Genomic DNA, 20,868 nt, shown 5'->3' with positions numbered 1-20,868 from the left:
GAAGCGGCCGGGGTGGCGCGAGGGCCACAGGTTCCGCAGGACGGGCCTCGACGGGCCGCGCCTGCAACTGGGTACCGCCTGGCATGGCGAACCTCCACTCGTCCGCCGTGCCCCACCGCTCGCGGGCGGCGGGGCACGGACACTGATCCGGTTCGGGGCAGACGGGTCTCTGCCCCGAACCGGTCAACGAGGAGGTCGCAGAACAGTTCTCTGAACTACGTCCGATTGTCGTAGTGACGCCCCGGACTCAGCAGCTGAGGTTGCCGCCGGGGGTGGTGCCGAGGATCTGGACGAAGCTCTGGTACTTGGCGATCCGGCTCTGGACCTGTCCGGGGTTGCCTCCGTTGCACTCAAGGCTGCCGTTGATGCTGCGGATGGTCTCGCCGAATCCGCGGCTGTTGACCATCGCGTTGTGCGGGGTCATGGTGCCGGGACCGTTCTGGGTGTTCCAGTACCAGAGACCGGTCTTCCAGGCGACGGCCGCGTCGTTCTGGACGAGCCAGGGGTTGCCCAGCAGGTCGATGCCGAGGGCGTCGCCCGCGGCCTTGTAGTTGAAGTTCCAGCTGAGCTGGATGGGACCGCGGCCGTAGTACGCGGCCTGGCCGGCCGGGCAGCCGTACCACTGCGAACTGTCGCAGTAGTGCGGGTAGTTGGCCGTGTTCTGCTCCACGATGTGGACCAGACCGCCGGTCTCGTGGCTGACGTTGGCGAGGAAGGCCGCGGCCTCCTGGCGCTTGATGGTGTCGCTGCCGGTGGTCGCGAAGGCCGGGTAGGCGCTCAGCGCGGCTTTGAGACCGTTGTAGGTGTAGAAACCGTTGCGGCTCGGGAACATCTGGTTGAACTGCGCCTCGCTGACCACGAAGCCACCGGTGGGCGGCGGGTCGGTCGGGCCGCCACCACAGGCGCCGTTGTCGGCCCAGACGTCGACCGTGCCGGGTCTCTCGTTCTGGGTCCACCACTTCGCCGTCCAATTGCGGCCGTTGTACGAGGCGGTGTCGCCACCCCAGTAGACGGTGGACGCGTTCCATCCGGTGGTACACGCGGCGGCCGACGTGGCCGCCGCCGAGGTCGAGGCGGGCAGGAATACCGCGAGAGCCATGGCCGAGACCAGCGCGGTGAACAGTGCAAGAATCCGCTGTCGCAAGCGACTCACTCCTTCGCGCGGCCGTCGTTGAGCGACGGCCGCCATGGGGGTGAGGGAACCAAACCGGAACTCACACTACCTGTCAAGGTCTAGACCAACCCTCGAGTTTCGGCCGGTCGCTCGACCGACCGGCCGTCACCCCCCGTCCCCGGCGGTGGGGATGAGCAGGACTTGTCGGCCGCGCGGTTCGCGGCCGAGCCGTCCCACCTCACAGAACTCACGGCGGTTGTCGGTGGTGTCGACCCCGTCGCACGGCGGATCTGACGCGATCTCGCCCCTGGCCCGCCTACGGCGTAGTCGGCCTGGACATGACCGTCCTGGTCAAGTACGCCGTGATCCCGGTGACTTCACTCGCGCTCACCGTGGTCGCGTACGACGCTCCGGTACGCCGCACACGCGTCACCCGGTTCATGTTCGGCATGCGGGCGCGGCCGTAGTACGCCCGCGTCAGTGGGCCGCCGGATCCGGCTCCTTGGCGGGCGCGGGGATGCCACCTTCGCCGGGCTCGGGGTGCCAGCTGTAGCGCACGTCCGGTTCGTTCTCCTCGTTGCTCCGGCCGTCGGTCTTCTCCACCGGGACGAAGCCGTGGCGCTCGTAGAAGCGCCGTGCGGGCCCGTTCACCTGGAACGTCCACAGCGACAGTCCGCCGGGCCGGCGCCGCTTCGCCAGGTCGAGCAGGCGATCACCGATACCGCAGCCCCGATGGTCCGGATCGAGGTACAGCTGGTCGATGTCCCCGCCCTCGATCACCATCATGCCGACCACCGTCTCCTCGACGGTCGCCACCCAGGTCTCCTGGGTGGGCAGGACGATGTCACGGATCCAGGCGTGTACCTGCTGTTCGCTGTGGGGGCGTGTGACATTCGGGAGGGCGGCCGCGAACGATCTCAGCCAAACTCCGGAGATGCCGGACGCGTCGGCAGGCGCCGCGCGACGGACGACAAGCGTGTTGGTCTGCACAGCGACCCATCCTGTCATCAATGAGAAATCATGGAACGATCGAGTCGATGTATCCACCGTCGACGCGCACCGCGGCCCCGGTGGTCGCGGACGCGAGCGGCGAGCTGAGGTAGACGACCATGTTCGCGATCTCCTCGGGTTCGATGAGCCGCTGGAGGAGCGACTGCGGCCGGTGCTGGCGCATGAACTCGCGCTGGGCCTCCTCCCAGGGAAGGGACTTGTCGACGAGTTCGTAGACGAAGTCCTCGACGCCACCGGTGTGCGTGGGTCCCGCGAGCACGGAGTTCACGGTGACGCCGCTGCCCGCCGCCGCCTTCGCGAAGCCGCGCGAGACCCCCAGCAGCGCGGTCTTGGAGACGCCGTAGTGGATCATCTCGGCGGGGACGACGATCGCGGAGTCGCTGGCGATGTACTGGACCCGGCCCCAGCCACGCTCGGTCATCCCGCCGAGACAGGCGCGCGTGAGCCGGACCGCGGCGAGGACATTGACCTCGAAGTAGCGCCGCCACTCGTCGTCGCTGATCTCCAGCGCGGGCCGGGACCCGAAGATGCCCAGGTTGTTGATGAGGATGTCCACCCGTGGCACGGCTTCGAGAACCCGCTCGGTGCCGCTCTCGGTGGAGACGTCCCCCGGCGCGGCCAGGAACTCGGCGTCCGGACACTCGGCGCGCCGGCTGTCGAGGGCCGCGGCCACGGATTCCTCCGAGCGCCCGTTCACCGCGACACGGGCTCCCGCGCGGGCGAGTCCGGTCGCGATGGCCGCCCCGATGCCCTGTGTGGAGCCGGTGACCAGGGCGGTCTTGCCTGCGAGATCGATCTGCACGTTCAGTTCCTTCCATCTGCCGGTGCATCAGGGTCATTGTGCGTGGGGGTCCGTGTACGGCCCGGTCCGCGGGCCGGGCGGAGTGTCGGCTTCCCCTGATTTCGCATTCCAACTGGCACCAGCTCTTGAAGTGAACCCGACACTGTGTCATATATGTCTAGACCATTGCCCCTCGCCTTGGACGGAGGAGACGATCGTGCGACGGACCCCCACCCAGGTCGCGCTCGTTACCGCTACCGCTCTCACTCTCGTCGCCTGCGGCGGCGGCGGTGACGACAAGGACTCACAGCCGCCATCCGCACCGACCGGCCTCAGCGTTGAGGCCGGCAGCGCCCTGTCCGCGCACGTCATGTGGGAAGCGGCCAAGGACAATGTCGCGGTCAGCGGCTATGTGGTCTACCGAGGCGACACCAAGGTCAAGGACGTTCCCCCCGAGAAGCTGATGATCGACGTCACCGATCTGAAGCCGTCCACCGCCTACTCATTCTCGGTGCGTGCCAAGGACGCGGCCGGAAACCTCTCGCCGCACAGCGAGAAGAAGCCGGTCACCACGCCCGCGGTGGTCGCCGAGGACAAGGAAGCTCCGGCGAAGCCCACGAAACTGCGCGGCAAGCACGACGGTTCGCACGCCGCCGAACTGACCTGGAGCGCACCGGGCAAGGGCCAGGGCATCACGTCGTACGACATCCTCCAGGGCGGCTCGAAGATCCACAGTGTGGGCGGCGACGCGACCACGACCAAGGTCACGGGGCTGCGCCCCGGCACCGACTACTCGTTCACCCTCCAGGCCCGTGACGCCGCCGACAACACCTCACCGGCGAGCGCCCCCGTGAAGATCAGCACCCCGAAGGGGCCCGGCGACGACCCCGACACGGCGCCCCTCAGCTTCGAGGTCGCACGGCACAAGAGCGCCGAGGATGGTGCCTACTACCTCGATCTGTCCTGGCTGCCTCCGAAGGTCGACGGCGAGGTGCCCTCGTACGAGATCCATCTCAACGGGAAGCTGACCACCACGCTGGTCTGGGGCAACAAGGCGCCCGTGGGCAAGACCACCGAGAGCGTCTTCGCGGGCAAGAAGCCCGGCGTCAGCTACAAGGTGAAGATCCGCGCGAAGCTGCCGGACGGGGAGTGGGGCAGCTTCTCCCCCGAAATCACCATGGTCACCGGTGAAGCCAAGTCCTGACCGGGCCAGGCCGGTCAAGACTCATCGGTAGGAGCCGCCGCCTCGGGACAGGGCGACCTCCCGGTCCCGCACTCGCACTCTCCTGATCCTCAGCCGGGTCAGCAACGGACGCCCGCGTCCGACGCCGTACGGGACCGGTTCGGACGTCACGGCCGAACCGGTCACCCGCACCAACTCGGGTGTCGGCGCCGACTCCGCCGCGGACACCACTTCCGGTGTGCGCGTCGGCGCGGGAGCCGTTCCGCTCGGGCGCGGCGCCTGTCGGTCCCGTCGGGCGTCGGCCAGCAGCGCGGTCAGGCTGGAGCGGTGCCAGCTGATCTCGTCCGGATCGTCTGCGATCAGCTGCCGCCCCATGACCTCGCGCCCCGCCTCCGACGCCGGACGGCCCGGCGCGAGGTCCGGCCGCAATCGGTTCAGACACGCGCGCTCGTACGGATCCGGTACGAGCTCGGCCAGTTGGACCGGATCCAGCACGGAACCGACGATCGCGGCGCGCTCCCACCGGTCGTCGCTCTCGTGCAGCAGGAGACCGATACGGCGACCACGCCAGTTGCGCGGACGGCAGTCCTCCTCCCCCGACGCCCTCGCCTCGACCACCTCTGCCGCCTCGGCGTCGAGCGCCGCGTCCGTGTCCGCATCCGTGGCTGTGCCGGAGCGGGAGCCGGAGTCGGCGCGGGCGGTCCGCGTCCGCGTCCGTGGCTCCGTACACGTTCCGGATCGCGGCAACCGGCCCGCCAGCAGGCCCGGTTCACTGCTCGCGAACGCCCGTAGCTCCTCGGCGAGATAGAGCCAGACGACCGCTCGGTAGCGATTCAGATAGAAGCGCACCGGCACCAGATACCCCGCACGCGCGAGCCGGGTGAAGCGGCCGGGACTGATGTCCATCAGCTCCGCCCCCTCGGCCGTGCCCACCGTCCGCACCCGCTCGCGCAGCGCGTCGGGAAAACCCGCCGCCCTCCGCAGCCGCTCGACCTCGCCTCGCGCGACCCGGCGGCGGCCACTCAGGGCCCCACCGACGGTACGCACATGCCCCATCTGCGTCGCCAGCTCGAACTCGCCCCGCTTCAGGCGCAGTTCCTGGGCCGCTCGGCCGGCCGCGAGTGTCTCCGAGACTTCCTTGACGGACATCTACGTCCTCCCCCGTGAGTCGAATACTACTCTCGGTGACGACCGTAGCCCAGCGTCAAATTCCTCGCTCACCCTGTGGATAACTCTCGGAGGCCCTCAGGCGTCGGTGACCGCCGTGTGGCCCGACTGCCGCACCGCGATGCCGAGATGCTCGCCGACCCGGTTGACCATCAGCGTCATCTCGTAGGCGATCTGACCCACATCGGCTTCCGCCTCGCTCAGCACGCACAGACAACTGCCGTCCCCCGCCGCGGTGACGAACAGCAGCGCGTCGTCGAACTCGATCATGGTCTGGCGCGCCTTGCCGGCGTTGAAGTGCCGACCGGATCCCCGGGCGAGACTGTGCAGACCCGACGAGACCGCCGCCAGATGCTCGGCGTCCTCGCGCGCCAGACCGGAACTCGCACCGGTCACCAGCCCGTCGTTGGACAGCACGAGCGCGTGCCGTATGGGCTCGACCCGACCGGTCAGATCCTCCAGAAGCCAGTCAAGTCCGTCTTCCAGCGCCATTGGTGACCACTCTCCCCGTTCAGACAGGTACCGCGCCCTGTGCCCCGTATCTCCCCCGTCACTCGCAAGCCTCGCGCACCGACCTGCTCACGGGCAAGCGATCCAGCGACCCGGCAAGGTCACACGGAACCGGCCGTTCCCGTAACTGAAACGATCAATATTCGGCCTGGCCGTATGCCTTCGCAACGCCTCGCCCTCCCGTCGGCGGCAGACCGCGCCCCTTGCGCAGCCTCCGGCGCCGGGACACCACTTCCGTCAATTCACCACCGCAACGCAATCCCTCGATCGGGTCACCCGTCACTCCGGAGTGAAACGAACACAGGATTACGGTCACTTACCGGGACGTCTGCCCATGTCTGCCGTCAACTCGAACTTTCCGCCGGGAATTCGCGCGATGCTCCCCGTTACGGCCACTTGATCAGCGGCGTTCATCAAACACCGTGCACATCGACGTCGCCTCCGGGAGGAACCATGAAGCCCATCACCCCGCCCTTGGACGTTCACCGCGCGTTCGAGAGACCGCCGATCACCGACAGGTCCCCGATCGGGCCCCCGATGCGTCAGGTTGACGCCGGGGGTGGCGCCGCATGAGGTTACTGAAGCGTCCCAGGCCCGCCGAGAACGTGGTGTCGGACAGCGAACGCGAGTTGTTCGGCGGCCCGCTGCGCTACGACACCGGCTGGTCCGACCACGAGTGGGCACCGCTCGAACTCGGGCTGCTCTCCTCGGTGCGCGCCATGCCCAGAATGGTCACGGGCACCCTGCGCCTCGCCTGGCGGACGGACCGGCCGGCGCTGGTGACCGTCGGCATCGCCGAGGCCGGCCAGGGACTGACAGCCGCGCTGAGCCTGCTGGTGGTCAACTCCGTACTCGGCTCGCTCCTCAGCGGCGGGAGCGCCGCCGACCGGGTCTCCGACGCGCTGCCCGCGCTCGTGGTCGGCGCGGTCGTCGCGGTGGTGGGCGCCCTCCTGGCTTCGTGGTCCACGTCGGCGGCAGGGCGGCTGGAGCCGAAGGTGGAACGGGCCGCGAACGAGGAGTACTTGCGCGCCGCGGTCCGGGTGGAGCTGGAGGCGATCGAGGACGGCGAGTTCCGTCGGCTGATCGACACCGCCCAGTACGGACCACCGTCTGCACGCAACATGATCGGCGCCTGCGTCGCCACCATGAACGGGCTCATCTCGCTGCTCGCCGTCGGCGGTGTACTGACCGTGCTGCACCCACTGTTGCTGCCGATGCTCCTGCTGATCGCGGCGCCGCGCGGCTGGGGCGCGATGCGCGTGTCCCAGCGGCGGTATCTGTCGGTGATGTCCTGGGTGGAGCATCTGCGCGCCAGCCGCCTGATCGCCGGGCTGCTCACCTCCCGCTCCGCCGCGCACGAGGTGCGCGTGCACGGCGTGGGCCGCTTCCTCCTCCGGCACTACCGCAACATGGCCGAGAGCGCGGAGACCGAGGCGACGCGGCTGGCCAAGGACAAGGCGGCCACCGAACTGCTCGCCGCCGCGCTGTCGGGGGTGGCCGCGCTCATCACGTACGGAACGATGGCCGCTCTCATCATGTCCGGGCGGATGGACCTGGCCGTGGCGGGCACGGCCGTGGTCGCGGTCCGGTCGGGCTCGGCGAGTCTGTCCGCTCTCGTGGTGACCACGAACTCGCTGCACGAGGAGTCCCTGTACGTACGTGACATGGAGAGGTTCCTCGCGGAGGCCGGCGACAGGTCCATTCCGTACGGAGGCCGCCCGATCCCCGAGCCCACGAAGGTGATCACCCTGGAGGACGTCTCCTTCAGCTATCCGGACCGGGAGACGCCCGCGCTCACCGGGTTGTCCCTGACGATTCCGATGGGCTCGGTGGTCGCCCTGGTCGGTGAGAACGGCTCCGGCAAGAGCACGCTCGTGAAGCTGCTCGCCGGGCTCCATCTGCCCGACGGCGGGCGGTTGGCCTGGGACGGCGTCGACATCGCGGAGGCGGACCGCGACCAGATCTTCGACCGGGTGTCGCTGCTCACCCAGGATTTCGAGCGCTGGCCGGTGACCGCCCGGACGAACATCGAGATCGGCCGGCCCGATGCCGCCGGGGGCGATCTGGACGCGGCGGCCGGGTACTCGGGCGCGGACCGGATCGCCGAGAGTCTGCCGAAGGGGTTCCACACGCTGCTGGCCCGCGTGTTCCGCGGGGCGTCCGAGCTGTCCGGCGGACAGTGGCAGAAGTTCGGCCTGGCCCGCGCCCACTACCGGGACGCGCAGGTGATCGTGGTGGACGAGCCCACGTCCGCCCTGGATCCGGAGTCGGAGATCGAGGCCTTCGACCGGATCCGGGGGCTGGCCGGCGAGGGCAGAGCGGTCGTACTGGTCACGCACCGCATGTCCGGTGTGCGGCACGCGGACCTCATCTACGTGCTGCACGAGGGCAGGCTGGTCGAACAGGGTGACCACGAGAGCCTGTTGGCGGCCGAGGGCAGATACGCCTCGATGTTCCACATGCAGGCGGAGCAGTACGGCCACGGGGCGGGCGCAGGGACCGGTGGTGTGCCGCGACAGGCGGATGTCGCCGGGCGCGGCGGCCGACCCGTCGACACAACCGCCGAAGAGTCCGTGTGACACCGCCCTGACCGGCCGGTCCGCCTCAGGGTGCCGGACGGGCTCCAAGCCTGTCCGGTGCCTGCGGACCGACCGGCCGGCCCGTACGGCGCTCGAGGAGACGCCCCTACGCGGCGTCGCGCATCACATCCCTACGGATGCGCGCGCAGCAGTCGTTGATCAGCCGTGAGACGTGCATCTGCGATATGCCGAGGTCCTCGGCGATGCTGCTCTGCGTCATCCCGCGGAAGAACCTCAGGTAGAGGATCCGCCTCTCCCGGTCGGGCAGCCGGCGCAGCCGCGGCTTGACCGACTCGCGATCGATCACGGCGTCCAGCGCCTCGTCCCAAGCTCCCAGGGAGTCGCCGAGCGTGGGGCCCTCGTCCGGGGAGGACAGGCTCGCGTCGAGCGACAGCACGTTGAAACAGTCCATCGCCTCGACTCCCATGACCACTTCGTTCCGCGTCATCCCCGCGTGGAAGGCGAGCTCGTCGACCGTCGGCGCCAGAATGCCGTGCCGCTGGGCCAGTTCGTCGCGTGCGTCGCGCACACGGGCCCGCAGCTCCTGCACCCGCCGTGGCACATGGACGGACCAGAGGCGGTCGCGGAAGTGCCGCTTGAGCTCCCCGGTGATCGTGGGCACGGCGAAGCTCTCGAACGCGGTGCCCCGGTGCGGGTCGTACCGCTCCACGGCCTTCACCAGTCCGATCGCCGCGACCTGCCGCAGATCCTCCAGCGCCTCGCCCCGGTGCCGGAACCGCCCGGCCAGCCTGTCGGCCATCGGGAGCCAGGCGCACACGATCTCCCCGCGAGTCCGGTCCTTCTCTGGGCCGTCCGGCAGTCCGGCGGCCCGCTCGAAGGCCGCGGAGGTGTCAGGGACGTCCTCGTGCCTCACCCGGTAGGCCATCACCCGAGGGGTCATGCTCTTCAGCTCCTCGCTCGACGCGGCCGTCGTCACCGGAGGAGCACACAGCGGCCACCGGGCGACGCCCGGAGCGGTACGCCGCTCCACGGACGTGCCTCCTGTCCGAAGCACGACCAGCGTGTGCCCCTGAACACCCTCGGCAAACAAGGGTGCTCAGGGACGGAGGTCCGGCTTCGAGGAGCGCGGGCGCGCGCCTGTCAGCCGTTGCCGTCCGGTTCGGCGCCGTGCCAGACGGTCGTGATGTTGCAGAATTCGCGGATCCCGTGGTCCGACAGTTCCCGTCCGTACCCGGAGCGCTTGACGCCGCCGAAGGGGAGCGCGGGATGGGACGCGGTCATGCCGTTGAAGAAGACACCGCCGGCCTGGAGGTCGCGTACGCAGCGCCGCACATCCTCGTCATCGCGCGTCCACACGTTGGAACTCAAACCGAACGGGGTGTCGTTGGCAACGTTCACCGCCTCGTCGAGATCGGTCACCCGGTACAGGGTGGCGACCGGGCCGAACGCCTCTTCGTGGTGGATGCGCATGTCGGGGGAGACATCCGTGAGGACGGTGGGTTCGTAGTACCAGCCGCGGTCCAGCCCGTCGGGGCGGCGCCCGCCGCAGCGGGCGGTGGCACCGCGGTTGACCGCGTCGTCGACCAGCTCCTCCAGGTCGGCGCGGCCCTGTTCGCTCGCGAGCGGGCCGACGTCGGTCGACTCGTCCATCGGATCGCCGACGGTCAGCTTCCGCATCCCGTGGACGAAACGTTCACCGAAGGCGTCGTAGACGTCGGCGTGCACGATGAAGCGCTTGGCCGCGATGCAGGACTGGCCGTTGTTCTGCACCCGGGCGGTCACCGCGGTCCGCGCGGCGCGGTCGATGTCGGCCGACGGCATCACGATGTACGGGTCGCTGCCGCCGAGTTCGAGTACGGTCGGCTTCACCTCGTCACCGGCGATCGCGGCCACGGAGCGCCCGGCGGGCTCGCTGCCCGTCAGGGTCGCGGCGGCCACCCTGCGGTCGCGCAGGATGCCCTCGATCGCGTCGGACCCCACGAGCAGCGTCTGGAAGCAGCCCTCGGGAAAACCCGCCCTCCTGAAGAGGTCGCCCAGATACAGGGCGGTCTGAGGGACGTTCGACGCGTGCTTGAGCAGACCGACATTGCCCGCCATGAGGGCGGGGGCGGCGAATCGTACGACCTGCCAGAGGGGGAAGTTCCACGGCATGACCGCGAGCACGACGCCGAGCGGGCGGTAGCGGACATACGCGCGTGCGGCGCCCGAGTCCTGGACGTCGGCGGCCGACGGGTGCTCGTCGGCGAGCAGCTCCGCCGCGTGCAGTGCGTACCAGCGCATCGACTTGGCGCACTTCGCCGCCTCCGCGCGTGCCGCGCCGATCGGCTTGCCCATCTCGGTGGTCATGGTGCGGGCGATCTCGTCCCGGTCCTCTTCGAGGAGGTCGGCGGCGCGGTTCAGCAGCGTGGCCCGGTGGTCGAAGTCCGTGGTGCGGTGCTGTTCGAACGCGGCGGCGGCCACGGCCAGCCGCCGCTCGATCTCGTCGGACCCCAGGGCGTCGAACGTCTTCAGGGTCTCGCCGGTGGCGGGATCGACCGTGGCGATGGGCATGGGACAGTCCTCCTCCGATTCGGTTCTTCGACACTCGCGCGGTACGCACGGGCTCGCAACGCGGACGGGACGCGGCGATACGCGACGGGGGATCATGTGCCCATGGCCCATGACCACACGCACGTACAGGAATTCTTCGGCGTCCGGGCGGCGGACTGGGACGCTCGCTTCCCCGACGACGGCCCGGCCTATGCCGCAGCGGTGGCCGAGATGGGGCTGCGTCCCGGCGACAGCGTCCTGGACGCGGGCTGCGGCACCGGACGGGCGCTGACCGCCCTGCGGGCGGCTGTGGGGCCACGGGGCTCGGTGCTCGGCGCCGATCTCACCCCCGAGATGCTCGCAGCGGCCGCAAGGAGCGGTCGCGACGCGGTCGGCGCCCTGCTGCTCGCCGATGTGGCGCGCCTGCCGCTGCTCCCGCGCTCCTTGGACGCGGTCTTCGCCGCCGGGCTGATCGCCCATCTGCCCGAGCCCGCCACGAATCTGCGGGAGCTGGCCAGGGTCGTACGGAGCGGTGGGCGGCTGGCGCTCTTCCACCCCGTCGGGCGGGCCGCGCTGGCCGCCCGGCAGGGCCGGCAAATCACACCGGACGACCTGCGCGCCGAGGGCATGCTCCGTCCGCTGCTGGCGGGGGCGGGATGGCGGCTGCGGTCGTACGTGGACGAGGACGACCGTTTCCTCGCGCTCGCGGTGCGTGAGGGCTGATTCACCGGGGAGGGCCCGTACCGAGTGCACTGTCGCGTCAACGGGTATCGAACCTGTGTAGGAGGCGGGGGCCCGAAGGATGTGCGGAAGGTGGACGGACGATGTTCGACAAGCTGCGCGGACTCTTCGTATCGAACCGGACCGCTCCGCCGGTCGCCGAGCCGGCCGCGTCGTCCAAGAGCCGGACACGGCAGCACAACCTGTTCGAGGCCGCGGCGACGTATGTCGCGGCGACCGCCGACGACGACCAGGACCGGATGGACGAGGCGTCCGGCTGGGTCTCGCCCGAGGCGCTGTCCTTCGGGGTCAGCGAGCTGGCGTGCCGGGCTGTGATAGCGCTGGCGCGCGAGCGGGACGAGTCGCCCCAGACGGTGGCACGCAGCCTCCTCGGGCTGCCCGCGGCCTGACGGCGGGGCACGGAACGGTGTGGGCGGCCGTCGACCTCTCGACGGCCGGGTGGCCGACTGGCTAAGGTGCGCCGACAACCGATCGGACACGACCGATCGGATCGGGAGGTGCCGTGTCAGGTACGGACAAATCCGCCGATGAGGACGCGCTGTTTGTGCTGTCGGCCGTACTGCTGACACCGGCGCAGTTCCCCAGCGTGCTCGGGGACGATTTTCCCGAGGCGTGCGCGGCTCTCGGGCTGGAGCCGTACGACCGCGGGTACGGGCTGGTGCTCGGCCAGGACGGCACCGGCGGGCGCTGGACGGTCGCTGTCGACGACGTGTCGCTGGTCGCGGTCGCCATCGCCGCGTGGGACTGCGGTATGGAGTACGACCTGTCTCCCGGCGAACGTACGGTGGTCGCGGCCATTCCCGGTTGGCCGCTGGCCCTCGCGGTGGCTGCGCCGGGAATCCCCGCGCCCCACGATCCCGATCCGGAGCCGGACGAGGAAGCCGACGGGGCGAGACCGTCGCTCGCACCGCCCGACACGACGAGCTGGGGGCCCGCGCAGCGGCGCCTCGGCGCGGACGAGATCGCGCTTCAGTGGGAGGCGTGGCGTGATCAGTTCGATCACGAGGACGAGCGGCAGCGGGCTGAGACGGGCACCGAAGCAGACGCGGACACAGGCGCGAAGCCGGACGCGGATTCCGCCGCCGCCGCGGCTGCCACCGACGGCGGCGGCCCGGAGATCCTTCACGACGGGGTGAGGCGCGTGCTGAAGGAGCTGCACGGCTATCTGGAGTCGTCGCCACCGCTGGGCAGGGTCCGCTCCCGTTTCGCGCCCGCCGGCGCGCGGATGCTGCGGGCCGACGGCCCCGGCTGGTCCCTCGTCGCGAGGACCGACGACATCGCCTACATCCTGCTGGACGACGAACCGAACGAAGTACTGCCGGTCGGCCGCGGGCCCGAGCTGCCCAAACTCCTCGAAGCGCTCGACAGGATCGCTGTCCGCCCGTCCTGACCGACGCCGCGGCTGACGAAGCCCCCGTACGCGTCCTGGACCCTGCCAAGGGTCCGGCGTGGCATACGGGGGCTGTTTTCGCAGGTCAGCGCAGGGTCAGCGGCCGATCTCCTTGCGCGTGATGCGCTTGAGCCGACGGCGCTGCGACGGGTCGAGCATCAGATAGGCCACCGCGGGCACGCCGAGCACCACCAGCAGCGACATCCAGAATCCGATGAATGGAATCAGGAGAAGACCGACGGCCACTCCCCCGACAGCGATCTTTGCCCTAGTCGACATTTTCGACGCCTCCTTCAGCGGCCGAGGCCGCTCCCTGCTGATTGAACGCTCACGGGCGTCCGCCAGTTCCACTATGCAGCGCTCGCGTGCGCGGCGCTGCGATGGAACGGCGCTCCGTCGTGCGGATCAGGCCGCGGCGCGCAGCGGCGCTCCGACCTCGTGCAGATGCCCGAGCGCCTGCCGGTAGGAGTCGACCAGGCCCGTCTCCACGTAGGAGACGTCCGTCTCGCGGCAGTGCGCGCGAACGAGCGGCTGGGCGAGCTTCAGGTGGGGACGCGGCATGCTCGGGAAGAGGTGGTGTTCGATCTGGTAGTTCAGGCCACCGAGGAACCAGTCGGTGAAGAAGCCGCCCCGGATGTTGCGGGAGGTGAGGACCTGCCTGCGCAGGTGTCCCCAGCTCGCGAACTCCTCCTCGGTCGGGATCTTCATGCCCTTGTGGTTCGGGGCGAACGCCATGCCGAGGTGGAGGCCGTACATCATCTGGTGGATCAGCAGGAAGACGACTGCCTGGCCGACGCTGAGCGTCGTGAAGAGCAGGGCGAGGTAGGCGACGACGTGCGTGATGAGCAGCGAGCCTTCCAGGAAGCGCTCACGCGGCGTCTGGCGGCTGACGCCGCGGGAGAAGACGCTCCGGAATCCGTAGACCTTGAGGGCGATGCCCTCCAGGGTCGTCAGCGGGAAGAACATCGCGGCCTGGTGACGGGTGAGCCAGCGGCGCAGTCCCTTGCGGCCCTCGGTCTGGTGCTGCGCGAAGACGAGGATGTCCGCGCCGACGTCGGGGTCCTTCTCCAGGTGATTGGGGTTGGCGTGGTGCCGGTTGTGCTTGTCGTTCCACCAGTCCTGGCTCATTCCGAGCAGAAGATTGGCGTGGAAAAGCTGGACGAGACGGTTCCGTCCGCGGGTGGCACATATCTGGGCGTGCCCCGCGTCGTGCGCGACGAACGACATCCGGGCCGACAGGAGCGCCAGCGGCGGAGCCAGCAGGAGCGCCCACCAGGACGCTCCGATCAGCACCATGCCGGTCACGACCGCGGCGAGCCCGAGCAGGTTGACGGCGATACCGCGGGCGTACCAGGCGGTTCGCCGTTCGAGGAGGCCCTGCTCCCTGACCGTCCGCAGAAGGGGCGCGAAGTCGCTGCCGCCTGTGCGGGCGGCGGCGGGGCCGGGGGTGGTGGTCTCCGCGACTGCTGCGGGGGCCTGGGGCATGTCGGTCTCCGGTCTGTAGGCCGACGATCGTGTAGATCGTTTAGGTGTGAAATGGGAGGTCTGAGAGGCCGTTCGAGTGGCGCCGCTGGAGCTTGATCGCGGCGACCGGATGAAAACTACGCGGAGTTGGCCCTCCAAGGCCATGCGGCCAACACCCCGAGGTGACGGGGGTTATTCCCGACCGAGGGGGTGGGGCTGCCTACACCCCCGCCGTGGCCCATGATTCTTGTCACCGTCGGGCGCCACCCATCGGCGTCGCGAGCGAGGTAGCCTCGGCCGCTCCACCTTCACTAGTCAAACTTGAGGAATGTGTCATCGCCGTACACAGGCCCCCTGCGGCTACGCCCTCCCAGATCACCGAACTCGCCCGCTGCGACGCGCTCTTCCTGCCGGCCGACCCGGCCCGAGCCGGCCGGATCGCCTTCTGGCACCCGGACGGCGCCGCTCCGCCTGAGTGGCCCACCCCGCCGGACACCTCGGGCCCGACCGACCCGACAGACCTGACGGAGTCAGCGGCCTCGGCGGCCTCGTTCGACGACCTGACCGTCGTCGGCGACGACGTGCGGCTCCGTACGGTTCCGGCCCTGCTGCTGCCCGTACGGGACGCCCTGCCCGTGCTGACCCGAGCGAGGGCGTCGGCACACGCCTCGCCCGCCGCGGCCTTCTGGGGAGCCGCGTCGCTGCTCGCCCTGCAACTCGCCGCGCGCGGCAAGCTGTTGCCCGGACTCTCGGCGGCCGGCCACGACGCCTGGCGGGCCGGCCCCGTCGCCGCCGACGACCTGGAGCGCGTCCGCGCGCTCGCCGCCTCGATGCCGCCCGCCTCACACGCCGTACCTCTCGACCCCGAGGCGACCGGTCCGCTCCTGCTCGCCGATCCGGAACGGTTGTTGCGGCAGTTCCTCGACGCGGTCGCCGACGGTCTCGTGCGCACGCCCGCCGCGCGGATCGCCGCCGGGTCGCCCGCCTTCGCCGCGCCGGAGCCGCGCCGGCTGCCCGAACTGCGCGGCTGGGCCGCCGACGTGGCGGCCGGGCACGACGCGGGCGTACGGCTGTCGCTCCGGATCGAACTGCCCGGCCTGGCAGCCTCGCCGGACGGCTCTTCCGAGGAAGACGGCTCCCCGGACGGTGACGCTTTCGGATCCGCCCCCGCGTTCCGCGCCGTCCTACAGATGCACAGCGTGAGTGACCCGACGGTCGTCGCCGACGCCGCCGAGGTGTGGGCCGGTACGGGGGCCACGCAGGCCACGGGCGAGGCGTTCGGCCCCCGGGCCCGGATGGACGCCCTGCTGGCCCTGAGGCGCGCCGCGCGCGCCTGGCCGCCGCTGGCACCACTCCTGTCGGCCACCGTGCCCGACGTGATCGACCTCGCCGACGAGGAGGTCACCGAACTGCTCGGGGAGTCCTCCCGCGCGCTGGCCGCCACCGGCGTCCAGGTGCACTGGCCGAAGTCACTGGCACGCAAGCTGACGGCGCGCGCCGTCATCGGCCCGCCGGACGACGCGCAGAGCTCCGGCCCGTACGGAACTCGGCGCGACACGCCGCACGACACGCCGGGCGCAGGCCATGACGACCAGGACGACACGCGCGGGAACGGGCGCTCGGACGCGAGCGGTTCGGGCCTGCCTTCCTTCCTGTCCGCCGACTCCCTCCTCGCCTTCAACTGGCGGTTCGCGCTGGGCGACCAGGAACTCACCCGCGCCGAACTGGACCGGCTCGCCGAGGCGACCCGCCCCGTCGTACGGCTGCGCGACCAGTGGGTCCTCATCGATCCGGAGGAGGCCAGGCGCGCCCGGGAGAGCCAGGACCGCAAGCTCACGCCCGTCGACGCGCTGGGAGCCGTTCTCACGGGGTCCACCGAGGTGGACGGGCGCCGGGTCGAGGTGCAGGCAACGGGATGGCTGGAGGCGCTGCGCGAGCGCCTGGCCGACCCGGAGGGCACGGACCAGGAGATCGGCCAGCCGGCGGCTCTCACGGCCACGCTGCGCGACTACCAGCTGCGGGGGCTCAACTGGCTGCACCGGATGACCTCGCTCGGCCTCGGCGGCTGTCTCGCCGACGACATGGGGCTCGGCAAGACCATCACGGTCATCGCGCTCCACCTGCACCGCCAGACCGAGGAGTCGGCGGCGGGCCCCACCCTGGTGATCTGCCCGACGTCGCTGATGGGCAACTGGCAGCGCGAGATCGAGCGGTTCGCACCCGGCACACCGGTGCGCCGCTTCCACGGCGCGTCGCGCGGCCTGGACGCCCTGGCGGACGGCGAGTTCGTCCTCACGACCTACGGCACGATGCGGCTGGACGCGCGGAAACTGGCCGGCGCCGAGTGGGGCATGGTCGTCGCCGACGAGGCGCAGCACGTGAAGAATCCGTACTCGTCGACCGCCGGTCAGCTGCGCACCATCGGCGCCAAGGCGCGCGTCGCGCTGTCCGGTACTCCGGTGGAGAACAATCTCTCCGAGCTCTGGGCGATCCTCGACTGGACGACGCCGGGCCTTCTCGGCCGGCTCGCCACCTTCCGCACGCGCTACGCGCAGGCGGTCGAGGGCGGTGACCCGGGGGCGGCGGAGCGGCTGTCCGCGCTCGTACGGCCGTTCCTGCTGCGGCGGCGCAAGTCGGATCCCGGTATCGCGCCCGAGCTGCCCCCGAAGACGGAGACCGACCGCGCGGTGTCGCTGACGACGGAGCAGGCGGGTCTCTACGAGGCCGTCGTACGCGAGACCCTCGCGGCGATCTCGGAGGCCGGCGGCATGGAACGCCGCGGCCTCGTCATGAAGCTGCTGACGTCGCTCAAACAGATCTGCAACCACCCCGCGCAGTTTCTCAAGGAGGACGACTCGGCACGCGTCGCGGGGCGTTCGGGGAAGGTGGAACTGCTCGACGAGCTGCTCGAGACGATCCTCGCCGAGGAGGCGAGCGTCCTCGTCTTCACTCAGTACGTACAGATGGCGCGCCTGCTCGAACAGCATCTGGCGGCGCGCGGCGTCCCGACACAGTTCCTGCACGGCGGCACACCGGTGCGGCAGCGCGAGGACATGGTGCGGCGGTTCCAGGAGGGCGAAGTGCCCGTCTTCCTGCTGTCGTTGAAGGCGGCGGGCACCGGTCTGAATCTGACCCGCGCAGAGCATGTCGTGCACTTCGACCGCTGGTGGAACCCGGCCGTCGAGGCCCAGGCGACGGACCGCGCGTACCGCATCGGCCAGAACCGGCCGGTGCAGGTGCACCGGATGATCGCCGAGGGCACGATCGAGGACCGGATCGCCGACATGCTGGCGCGCAAGCAGCAACTGGCGGACTCGGTCCTCGGCGCCGGCGGCGAGGCGGCCCTGACCGAACTGACGGACGACGAGCTGGCCGATCTGGTCGAGCTGCGAGGGAGTGCGCGATGACCGGAGCCGACAGCGGTAACAGCGGCGGTCGCGGTACGGGTCGGGGTACGGAAGGGGCCGAGCGCACCTTCGCCGCCCTGCCGCCCGCGCGGGGCCGCGGCTTCGCGCAGACCTGGTGGGGACAGGCATGGCTGAAGGCCCTTGAGGACACGGCGCTCGACTCACAACAGCTCAAGAAGGGACGCAAGCAGGCGCGTGACGGCGCGGTCGGCGCGGTGTCCGTGCGGCCCGGCAGGATCACGGCCGTCGTACGGGACAGGGACGGCACGGCGCAGCGCAGCGACGTGCTGTTGCAGCAGCTCAGTACGGAGGAGTGGGACCGGTTCCTGGACATGGCGGTCGAGCGTGCGGGGCACATCGCCGCGCTGCTGGACCGGGACATGCCGCCGCATCTTGTGGAGGACGCGGCGGGCGCCGGGGTCGAACTGCTTCCCGGCATCGGCGACCTGGAGCCGGAGTGTGCCTGCGACGCCTGGGACCTGTGTCCGCACACGGCGGCACTGTGCTACCAGGTGGCGCGGCTGTTGGACGAGGATCCTTTCGTCCTCCTACTGATGCGCGGCCGGGGTGAGCGCCAGCTGCTCGACGAGTTGCAGGTGCGCTCCGCGCGGGCCGCGCGGACGCGCCAGAGCCCGACCGAGGGCACGGCCACAGACGCGGGTGGAGGGACGGCCGAGGAGCCGGCGGGCATACGCGCGGACGAGGCGTTCGCGGCACGGGGCATCCTCCCGCCGCTGCCCCCTCCCCCGCCGGTCCCGGAGGAGCCCGGCCTGCCACCGTCGCTCGACACGGAGGCGGAGCCACCGCCCGGGATCGACGCGGACGCTCTGGAGTTCCTGGCGGCCGACGCGGCGGGACGCGCGCTGTGGCTGCTGATCGACGCGCTGTCCTCCGGGCACGAACGGCAGCCGATCGAACCGGAGTTGACACCGGGTCAGGACGCCGTGCGGCTGGCGGCCTCGACCGACGATCCACTGATCGCGGTGCGGCTCGCCGGGGGCACGGGCCGACAGCGGGCCGAACTGGACCTGGCGGTCGGCGCGTGGCGCTACGGCGGTGCGGCGGCTCTCGCCGTACTGGAGGAGGAGTGGCAACCGGAGCCCGAGGCCCTGGCACGCGCGAAGGCGGACCTGGCGGGGGCGTGGGAGGACAGCGAACGCCCACGGCTGCGCGCGGGCGCGGGCGCGGCGGGCCGCTGGACGGTCGTGGGGGCGGACACACAGCTGCGCTACGGGCGCGACGGGCGCTGGTGGCCGTACCGCAAGGCGGGGGTCCGCTGGGCCGCTTCGGGTCCGCCGGCCGCCGATCCGGCGGCGGCGCTGGCGAGCCTCGGGGCGGAGGTCTGACGATCCGGCACGGCTGACGCGGGGCGGGGGCAGTGAGAGGCGCGGTGCGCGGGGACCGGCGGTGCGGCCTCCGTACGAATGGGACGCCGTACGGCCACCGCACCGCCGCCCCGCCCCACTGCCGCCCGCCCCGCGGTCGTTTCGCCCCGACACGACCGGCTCGCCCCGTGTGTGACCGGAGCCTTGCCCGGTGGCGCACGCGGGGCGACCATGGTGGAGGCCGGTGCAGTAGTGGCCTCGGGAGGCCGAGTTGACCGACACATGGGTGGCCCTGGAAGAAGGAGCGGATCCGGCGGAGCGACGCGGCGCGCTGCGTCGCGCGTACGAGTCGTTCGCGACCGCGGGCCGGGTCGACCGCCCCGTACGCCCCGTGGTGGCCGATTCCTGGCAGCGTTCCGCCCGCGCGCACGTCCGTCCCGAAGGGACGGCCAGTGTCGAGCTGTCCGACGACGACCTCGGCGCCTACAGGGACGCGCACCCGCTCACACGCGTGATGCCCCTCTTCCGCGAACTGATGGGCGCCTACGCGTCGGACGGCGAACATCTGATCGCGGTGTGCGACGCGCACGGACGGCTCCTGTGGGTCGAGGGCCACACCGCGACCCGCGCGCAGGCGGGCGGGATGAACTTCGTACCGGGCGCCCGCTGGTCCGAGGCCGCGGCGGGAACGAACGCTCCGGGCACCGCCATCGCCGTCGACAGGCCCGTCCAGGTGTTCGCCGCCGAACACTTCCTGCGGCCCGTGCACCCCTGGACCTGCGCCGCCGCGCCCATCCACGATCCGCGCACCGGACGGCTGCTCGGCGCCGTGGACATCACCGGCGGCGACCGGCTGGCCCATCCGCACAGCCTCGCGTTCGTGGGAGCCGTCGCCAGGGCGGCCGAGTCGCAGCTCGCCCTGCTGGCCCCGCCGCAGGCGTCCGGGGCCGTACAGCTGTCGGTCCTCGGACGGGACGAGGCGCTGCTCGTCGTGGACGGCCGCAAGACGCGGCTCAGCCGCCGCCACAGCGAAATCCTGACGGTGCTCTCGAACCGCCCGGAGGGCATCTGCGGCGACGAACTGCTCATGGAGCTGTACGAGGACGAGTCCGTCACGCCGGTCACCCTGCGCGCGGAGTTGTTCCGGCTGCGCGGACTGCTCGGCCCCGACCTGCTGCGGTCACGCCCGTACCGGCTGACGGCTCCCGTCGACACGGACTTCGACACCGTCACCAGGAAACTGGCGTCCGGTGCGGTCACGGGCGCCATGAGCGCCTACGCGGGACCGCTGCTGCCCGCTTCCCTGTCCCCCGCCGTCGTACGGCTGCGGCGCAGACTCGCCGACCAGCTCAGGGCGGCCCTGATCGCGCGTGGGGATCCGGGGCTGCTGGCCGACTGGGCGTACAGCCCCTGGGGTGAGGACGACCTCGCGGTGTGGCGCACCCTCGCCGACGCGCTCCCCGCGCGGCAGCGCCCGGCCGCCCTCGCGCGCGTGCGCGAAATCGACGCGTGGCAGGGAATGAGCCCGTCCGGCGCTTGAGGAAACACCGCCGCTTGAGCCCGTCCGGCGCTTGAGGGGCGGCTCGCGCCTGAGGAAACACCGCCGCTCGAGCCCGTCCGGCCCTGAGGACCGGCTCGCGCCTGAGGACGATCCGGCCGCCGCCGTCGTAGGGGCCCGGCTGAGCCCTCCGGGCGCTCCCGAAAGG

Annotated in this window: 18 protein-coding genes; 9 read left to right on the top strand and 9 right to left on the bottom strand. The window is 71.0% G+C overall.

Annotated elements, in window-relative coordinates:
- Positions 1-247: 247 nt before the first annotated feature.
- Positions 248-1,099, bottom strand: coding sequence for a glycoside hydrolase family 19 protein (locus ACFWHU_RS34140; protein ID WP_385795751.1), 852 nt, complete (start codon positions 1,097-1,099; stop codon positions 248-250).
- Positions 1,100-1,452: 353 nt separating this feature from the next.
- Here ACFWHU_RS34140 and ACFWHU_RS34135 point away from each other — a divergent pair, with 353 nt between their 5' ends.
- Entirely contained in the window at positions 1,453-1,581 is a 129-nt protein-coding gene (locus ACFWHU_RS34135) for a hypothetical protein (protein ID WP_385795684.1), read from the top strand.
- Positions 1,582-1,591: 10 nt separating this feature from the next.
- On the opposite strand, the gene ACFWHU_RS34130 is transcribed toward ACFWHU_RS34135, so the two are convergent.
- Both ACFWHU_RS34130 and ACFWHU_RS34125 read right to left on the bottom strand, forming a co-directional pair.
- Positions 1,592-2,122, bottom strand: coding sequence for a GNAT family N-acetyltransferase (locus tag ACFWHU_RS34130; RefSeq protein WP_385795682.1), 531 nt, complete (start codon positions 2,120-2,122; stop codon positions 1,592-1,594).
- 10 nt (positions 2,123-2,132) lie between these two features.
- Entirely contained in the window at positions 2,133-2,927 is a 795-nt protein-coding gene (locus ACFWHU_RS34125; RefSeq protein WP_387229758.1) for an SDR family NAD(P)-dependent oxidoreductase, read from the bottom strand.
- A 196-nt stretch (positions 2,928-3,123) separates the two neighbouring features.
- Here ACFWHU_RS34125 and ACFWHU_RS34120 point away from each other — a divergent pair, with 196 nt between their 5' ends.
- Positions 3,124-4,110: a fibronectin type III domain-containing protein gene (locus tag ACFWHU_RS34120; protein WP_385795676.1), complete on the top strand. Its 987-nt coding sequence runs from the start codon at positions 3,124-3,126 to the stop codon at positions 4,108-4,110.
- A 21-nt stretch (positions 4,111-4,131) separates the two neighbouring features.
- Here ACFWHU_RS34120 and ACFWHU_RS34115 read toward each other — a convergent pair whose 3' ends face one another.
- Together ACFWHU_RS34115 and ACFWHU_RS34110 are read right to left on the bottom strand one after the other, a co-directional pair.
- Entirely contained in the window at positions 4,132-5,238 is a 1,107-nt protein-coding gene (locus ACFWHU_RS34115) for a DUF6397 family protein (protein ID WP_387229756.1), read from the bottom strand.
- A 96-nt stretch (positions 5,239-5,334) separates the two neighbouring features.
- Entirely contained in the window at positions 5,335-5,748 is a 414-nt protein-coding gene (locus ACFWHU_RS34110; RefSeq protein WP_385795671.1) for a roadblock/LC7 domain-containing protein, read from the bottom strand.
- A gap of 587 nt (positions 5,749-6,335) precedes the next feature.
- Here ACFWHU_RS34110 and ACFWHU_RS34105 point away from each other — a divergent pair.
- The gene (locus ACFWHU_RS34105; RefSeq protein WP_387229754.1) at positions 6,336-8,345 is read left to right on the top strand and encodes an ATP-binding cassette domain-containing protein; all 2,010 of its coding nucleotides are present in this window, start codon (positions 6,336-6,338) and stop codon (positions 8,343-8,345) included.
- A gap of 106 nt (positions 8,346-8,451) precedes the next feature.
- On the opposite strand, the gene ACFWHU_RS34100 is transcribed toward ACFWHU_RS34105, so the two are convergent.
- Positions 8,452-9,246 carry a SigB/SigF/SigG family RNA polymerase sigma factor gene (locus ACFWHU_RS34100; protein WP_385795665.1) on the bottom strand — a complete coding sequence of 265 codons (795 nt, stop codon included), beginning with the start codon at positions 9,244-9,246 and terminating at the stop codon, positions 8,452-8,454.
- A gap of 200 nt (positions 9,247-9,446) precedes the next feature.
- Complete coding sequence (locus ACFWHU_RS34095) at positions 9,447-10,856, bottom strand: NADP-dependent succinic semialdehyde dehydrogenase (protein ID WP_387229752.1); 1,410 nt, start codon at positions 10,854-10,856, stop codon at positions 9,447-9,449.
- 102 nt (positions 10,857-10,958) lie between these two features.
- On the opposite strand from ACFWHU_RS34095, the gene ACFWHU_RS34090 reads away from it, so the two are divergent.
- The 3 genes from ACFWHU_RS34090 (at position 10,959) to ACFWHU_RS34080 (ending at position 12,966) form a co-directional block, all read left to right on the top strand.
- Positions 10,959-11,558 carry a class I SAM-dependent methyltransferase gene (locus ACFWHU_RS34090; protein WP_387229750.1) on the top strand — a complete coding sequence of 200 codons (600 nt, stop codon included), beginning with the start codon at positions 10,959-10,961 and terminating at the stop codon, positions 11,556-11,558.
- Between the two features lie 101 nt (positions 11,559-11,659).
- Positions 11,660-11,965 carry a hypothetical protein gene (locus ACFWHU_RS34085; protein WP_385795656.1) on the top strand — a complete coding sequence of 102 codons (306 nt, stop codon included), beginning with the start codon at positions 11,660-11,662 and terminating at the stop codon, positions 11,963-11,965.
- 113 nt (positions 11,966-12,078) lie between these two features.
- Positions 12,079-12,966, top strand: coding sequence for a hypothetical protein (locus ACFWHU_RS34080; protein ID WP_387229748.1), 888 nt, complete (start codon positions 12,079-12,081; stop codon positions 12,964-12,966).
- Between the two features lie 96 nt (positions 12,967-13,062).
- On the opposite strand, the gene ACFWHU_RS34075 is transcribed toward ACFWHU_RS34080, so the two are convergent.
- Positions 13,063-13,245, bottom strand: a complete 183-nt coding sequence (locus tag ACFWHU_RS34075; RefSeq protein ID WP_031228443.1) for a hypothetical protein — start codon at positions 13,243-13,245, stop codon at positions 13,063-13,065.
- A 126-nt stretch (positions 13,246-13,371) separates the two neighbouring features.
- Positions 13,372-14,451, bottom strand: a complete 1,080-nt coding sequence (locus ACFWHU_RS34070; RefSeq protein ID WP_385795650.1) for a fatty acid desaturase family protein — start codon at positions 14,449-14,451, stop codon at positions 13,372-13,374.
- A gap of 314 nt (positions 14,452-14,765) precedes the next feature.
- Here ACFWHU_RS34070 and ACFWHU_RS34065 point away from each other — a divergent pair, with 314 nt between their 5' ends.
- The 3 genes from ACFWHU_RS34065 to ACFWHU_RS34055 all read left to right on the top strand — a co-directional run bounded on the left by ACFWHU_RS34065 (position 14,766) and on the right by ACFWHU_RS34055 (position 20,702).
- Complete coding sequence (locus ACFWHU_RS34065) at positions 14,766-17,837, top strand: DEAD/DEAH box helicase (RefSeq protein WP_387229801.1); 3,072 nt, start codon at positions 14,766-14,768, stop codon at positions 17,835-17,837.
- On the top strand, positions 17,834-19,183 hold the full coding sequence (locus ACFWHU_RS34060) for an SWF or SNF family helicase (protein WP_387229745.1): 1,350 nt from the start codon (positions 17,834-17,836) through the stop codon (positions 19,181-19,183). The genes ACFWHU_RS34065 and ACFWHU_RS34060 overlap by 4 nt, the downstream gene beginning before the upstream one ends.
- 250 nt (positions 19,184-19,433) lie before the next feature.
- A complete protein-coding gene (locus ACFWHU_RS34055; RefSeq protein ID WP_387229743.1) occupies positions 19,434-20,702 on the top strand; it encodes a GAF domain-containing protein in 1,269 nt (422 codons plus the stop codon).
- Positions 20,703-20,868: the final 166 nt, after the last annotated feature.

It is taken from the genome of Streptomyces sp. NPDC060366 (assembly GCF_042725135.1).
In the GTDB taxonomy this organism is placed as follows: Bacteria; Actinomycetota; Actinomycetes; order Streptomycetales; family Streptomycetaceae; genus Streptomyces.
Note: the sequence above shows the minus strand (reverse complement) of the source record. Positions and strands in the feature narration are given on the sequence as shown.

Bases quoted from the DNA above. Each gene is read 5' to 3' on its own strand.
- ACFWHU_RS34140 (WP_385795751.1), bottom strand. From the start codon at position 1,099: ATGGCTCTCGCGGTATTCCTGCCCGCCTCGACCTCGGCGGCGGCCACG.
- ACFWHU_RS34135 (WP_385795684.1), top strand. From the start codon at position 1,453: ATGACCGTCCTGGTCAAGTACGCCGTGATCCCGGTGACTTCACTCGCG.
- ACFWHU_RS34130 (WP_385795682.1), bottom strand. From the start codon at position 2,122: ATGACAGGATGGGTCGCTGTGCAGACCAACACGCTTGTCGTCCGTCGC.
- ACFWHU_RS34115 (WP_387229756.1), bottom strand. From the start codon at position 5,238: ATGTCCGTCAAGGAAGTCTCGGAGACACTCGCGGCCGGCCGAGCGGCC.
- ACFWHU_RS34110 (WP_385795671.1), bottom strand. From the start codon at position 5,748: ATGGCGCTGGAAGACGGACTTGACTGGCTTCTGGAGGATCTGACCGGT.
- ACFWHU_RS34105 (WP_387229754.1), top strand. From the start codon at position 6,336: ATGAGGTTACTGAAGCGTCCCAGGCCCGCCGAGAACGTGGTGTCGGAC.
- ACFWHU_RS34100 (WP_385795665.1), bottom strand. From the start codon at position 9,246: ATGACCCCTCGGGTGATGGCCTACCGGGTGAGGCACGAGGACGTCCCT.
- ACFWHU_RS34095 (WP_387229752.1), bottom strand. From the start codon at position 10,856: ATGCCCATCGCCACGGTCGATCCCGCCACCGGCGAGACCCTGAAGACG.
- ACFWHU_RS34090 (WP_387229750.1), top strand. From the start codon at position 10,959: ATGGCCCATGACCACACGCACGTACAGGAATTCTTCGGCGTCCGGGCG.
- ACFWHU_RS34085 (WP_385795656.1), top strand. From the start codon at position 11,660: ATGTTCGACAAGCTGCGCGGACTCTTCGTATCGAACCGGACCGCTCCG.
- ACFWHU_RS34075 (WP_031228443.1), bottom strand. From the start codon at position 13,245: ATGTCGACTAGGGCAAAGATCGCTGTCGGGGGAGTGGCCGTCGGTCTT.
- ACFWHU_RS34070 (WP_385795650.1), bottom strand. From the start codon at position 14,451: ATGCCCCAGGCCCCCGCAGCAGTCGCGGAGACCACCACCCCCGGCCCC.
- ACFWHU_RS34060 (WP_387229745.1), top strand. From the start codon at position 17,834: ATGACCGGAGCCGACAGCGGTAACAGCGGCGGTCGCGGTACGGGTCGG.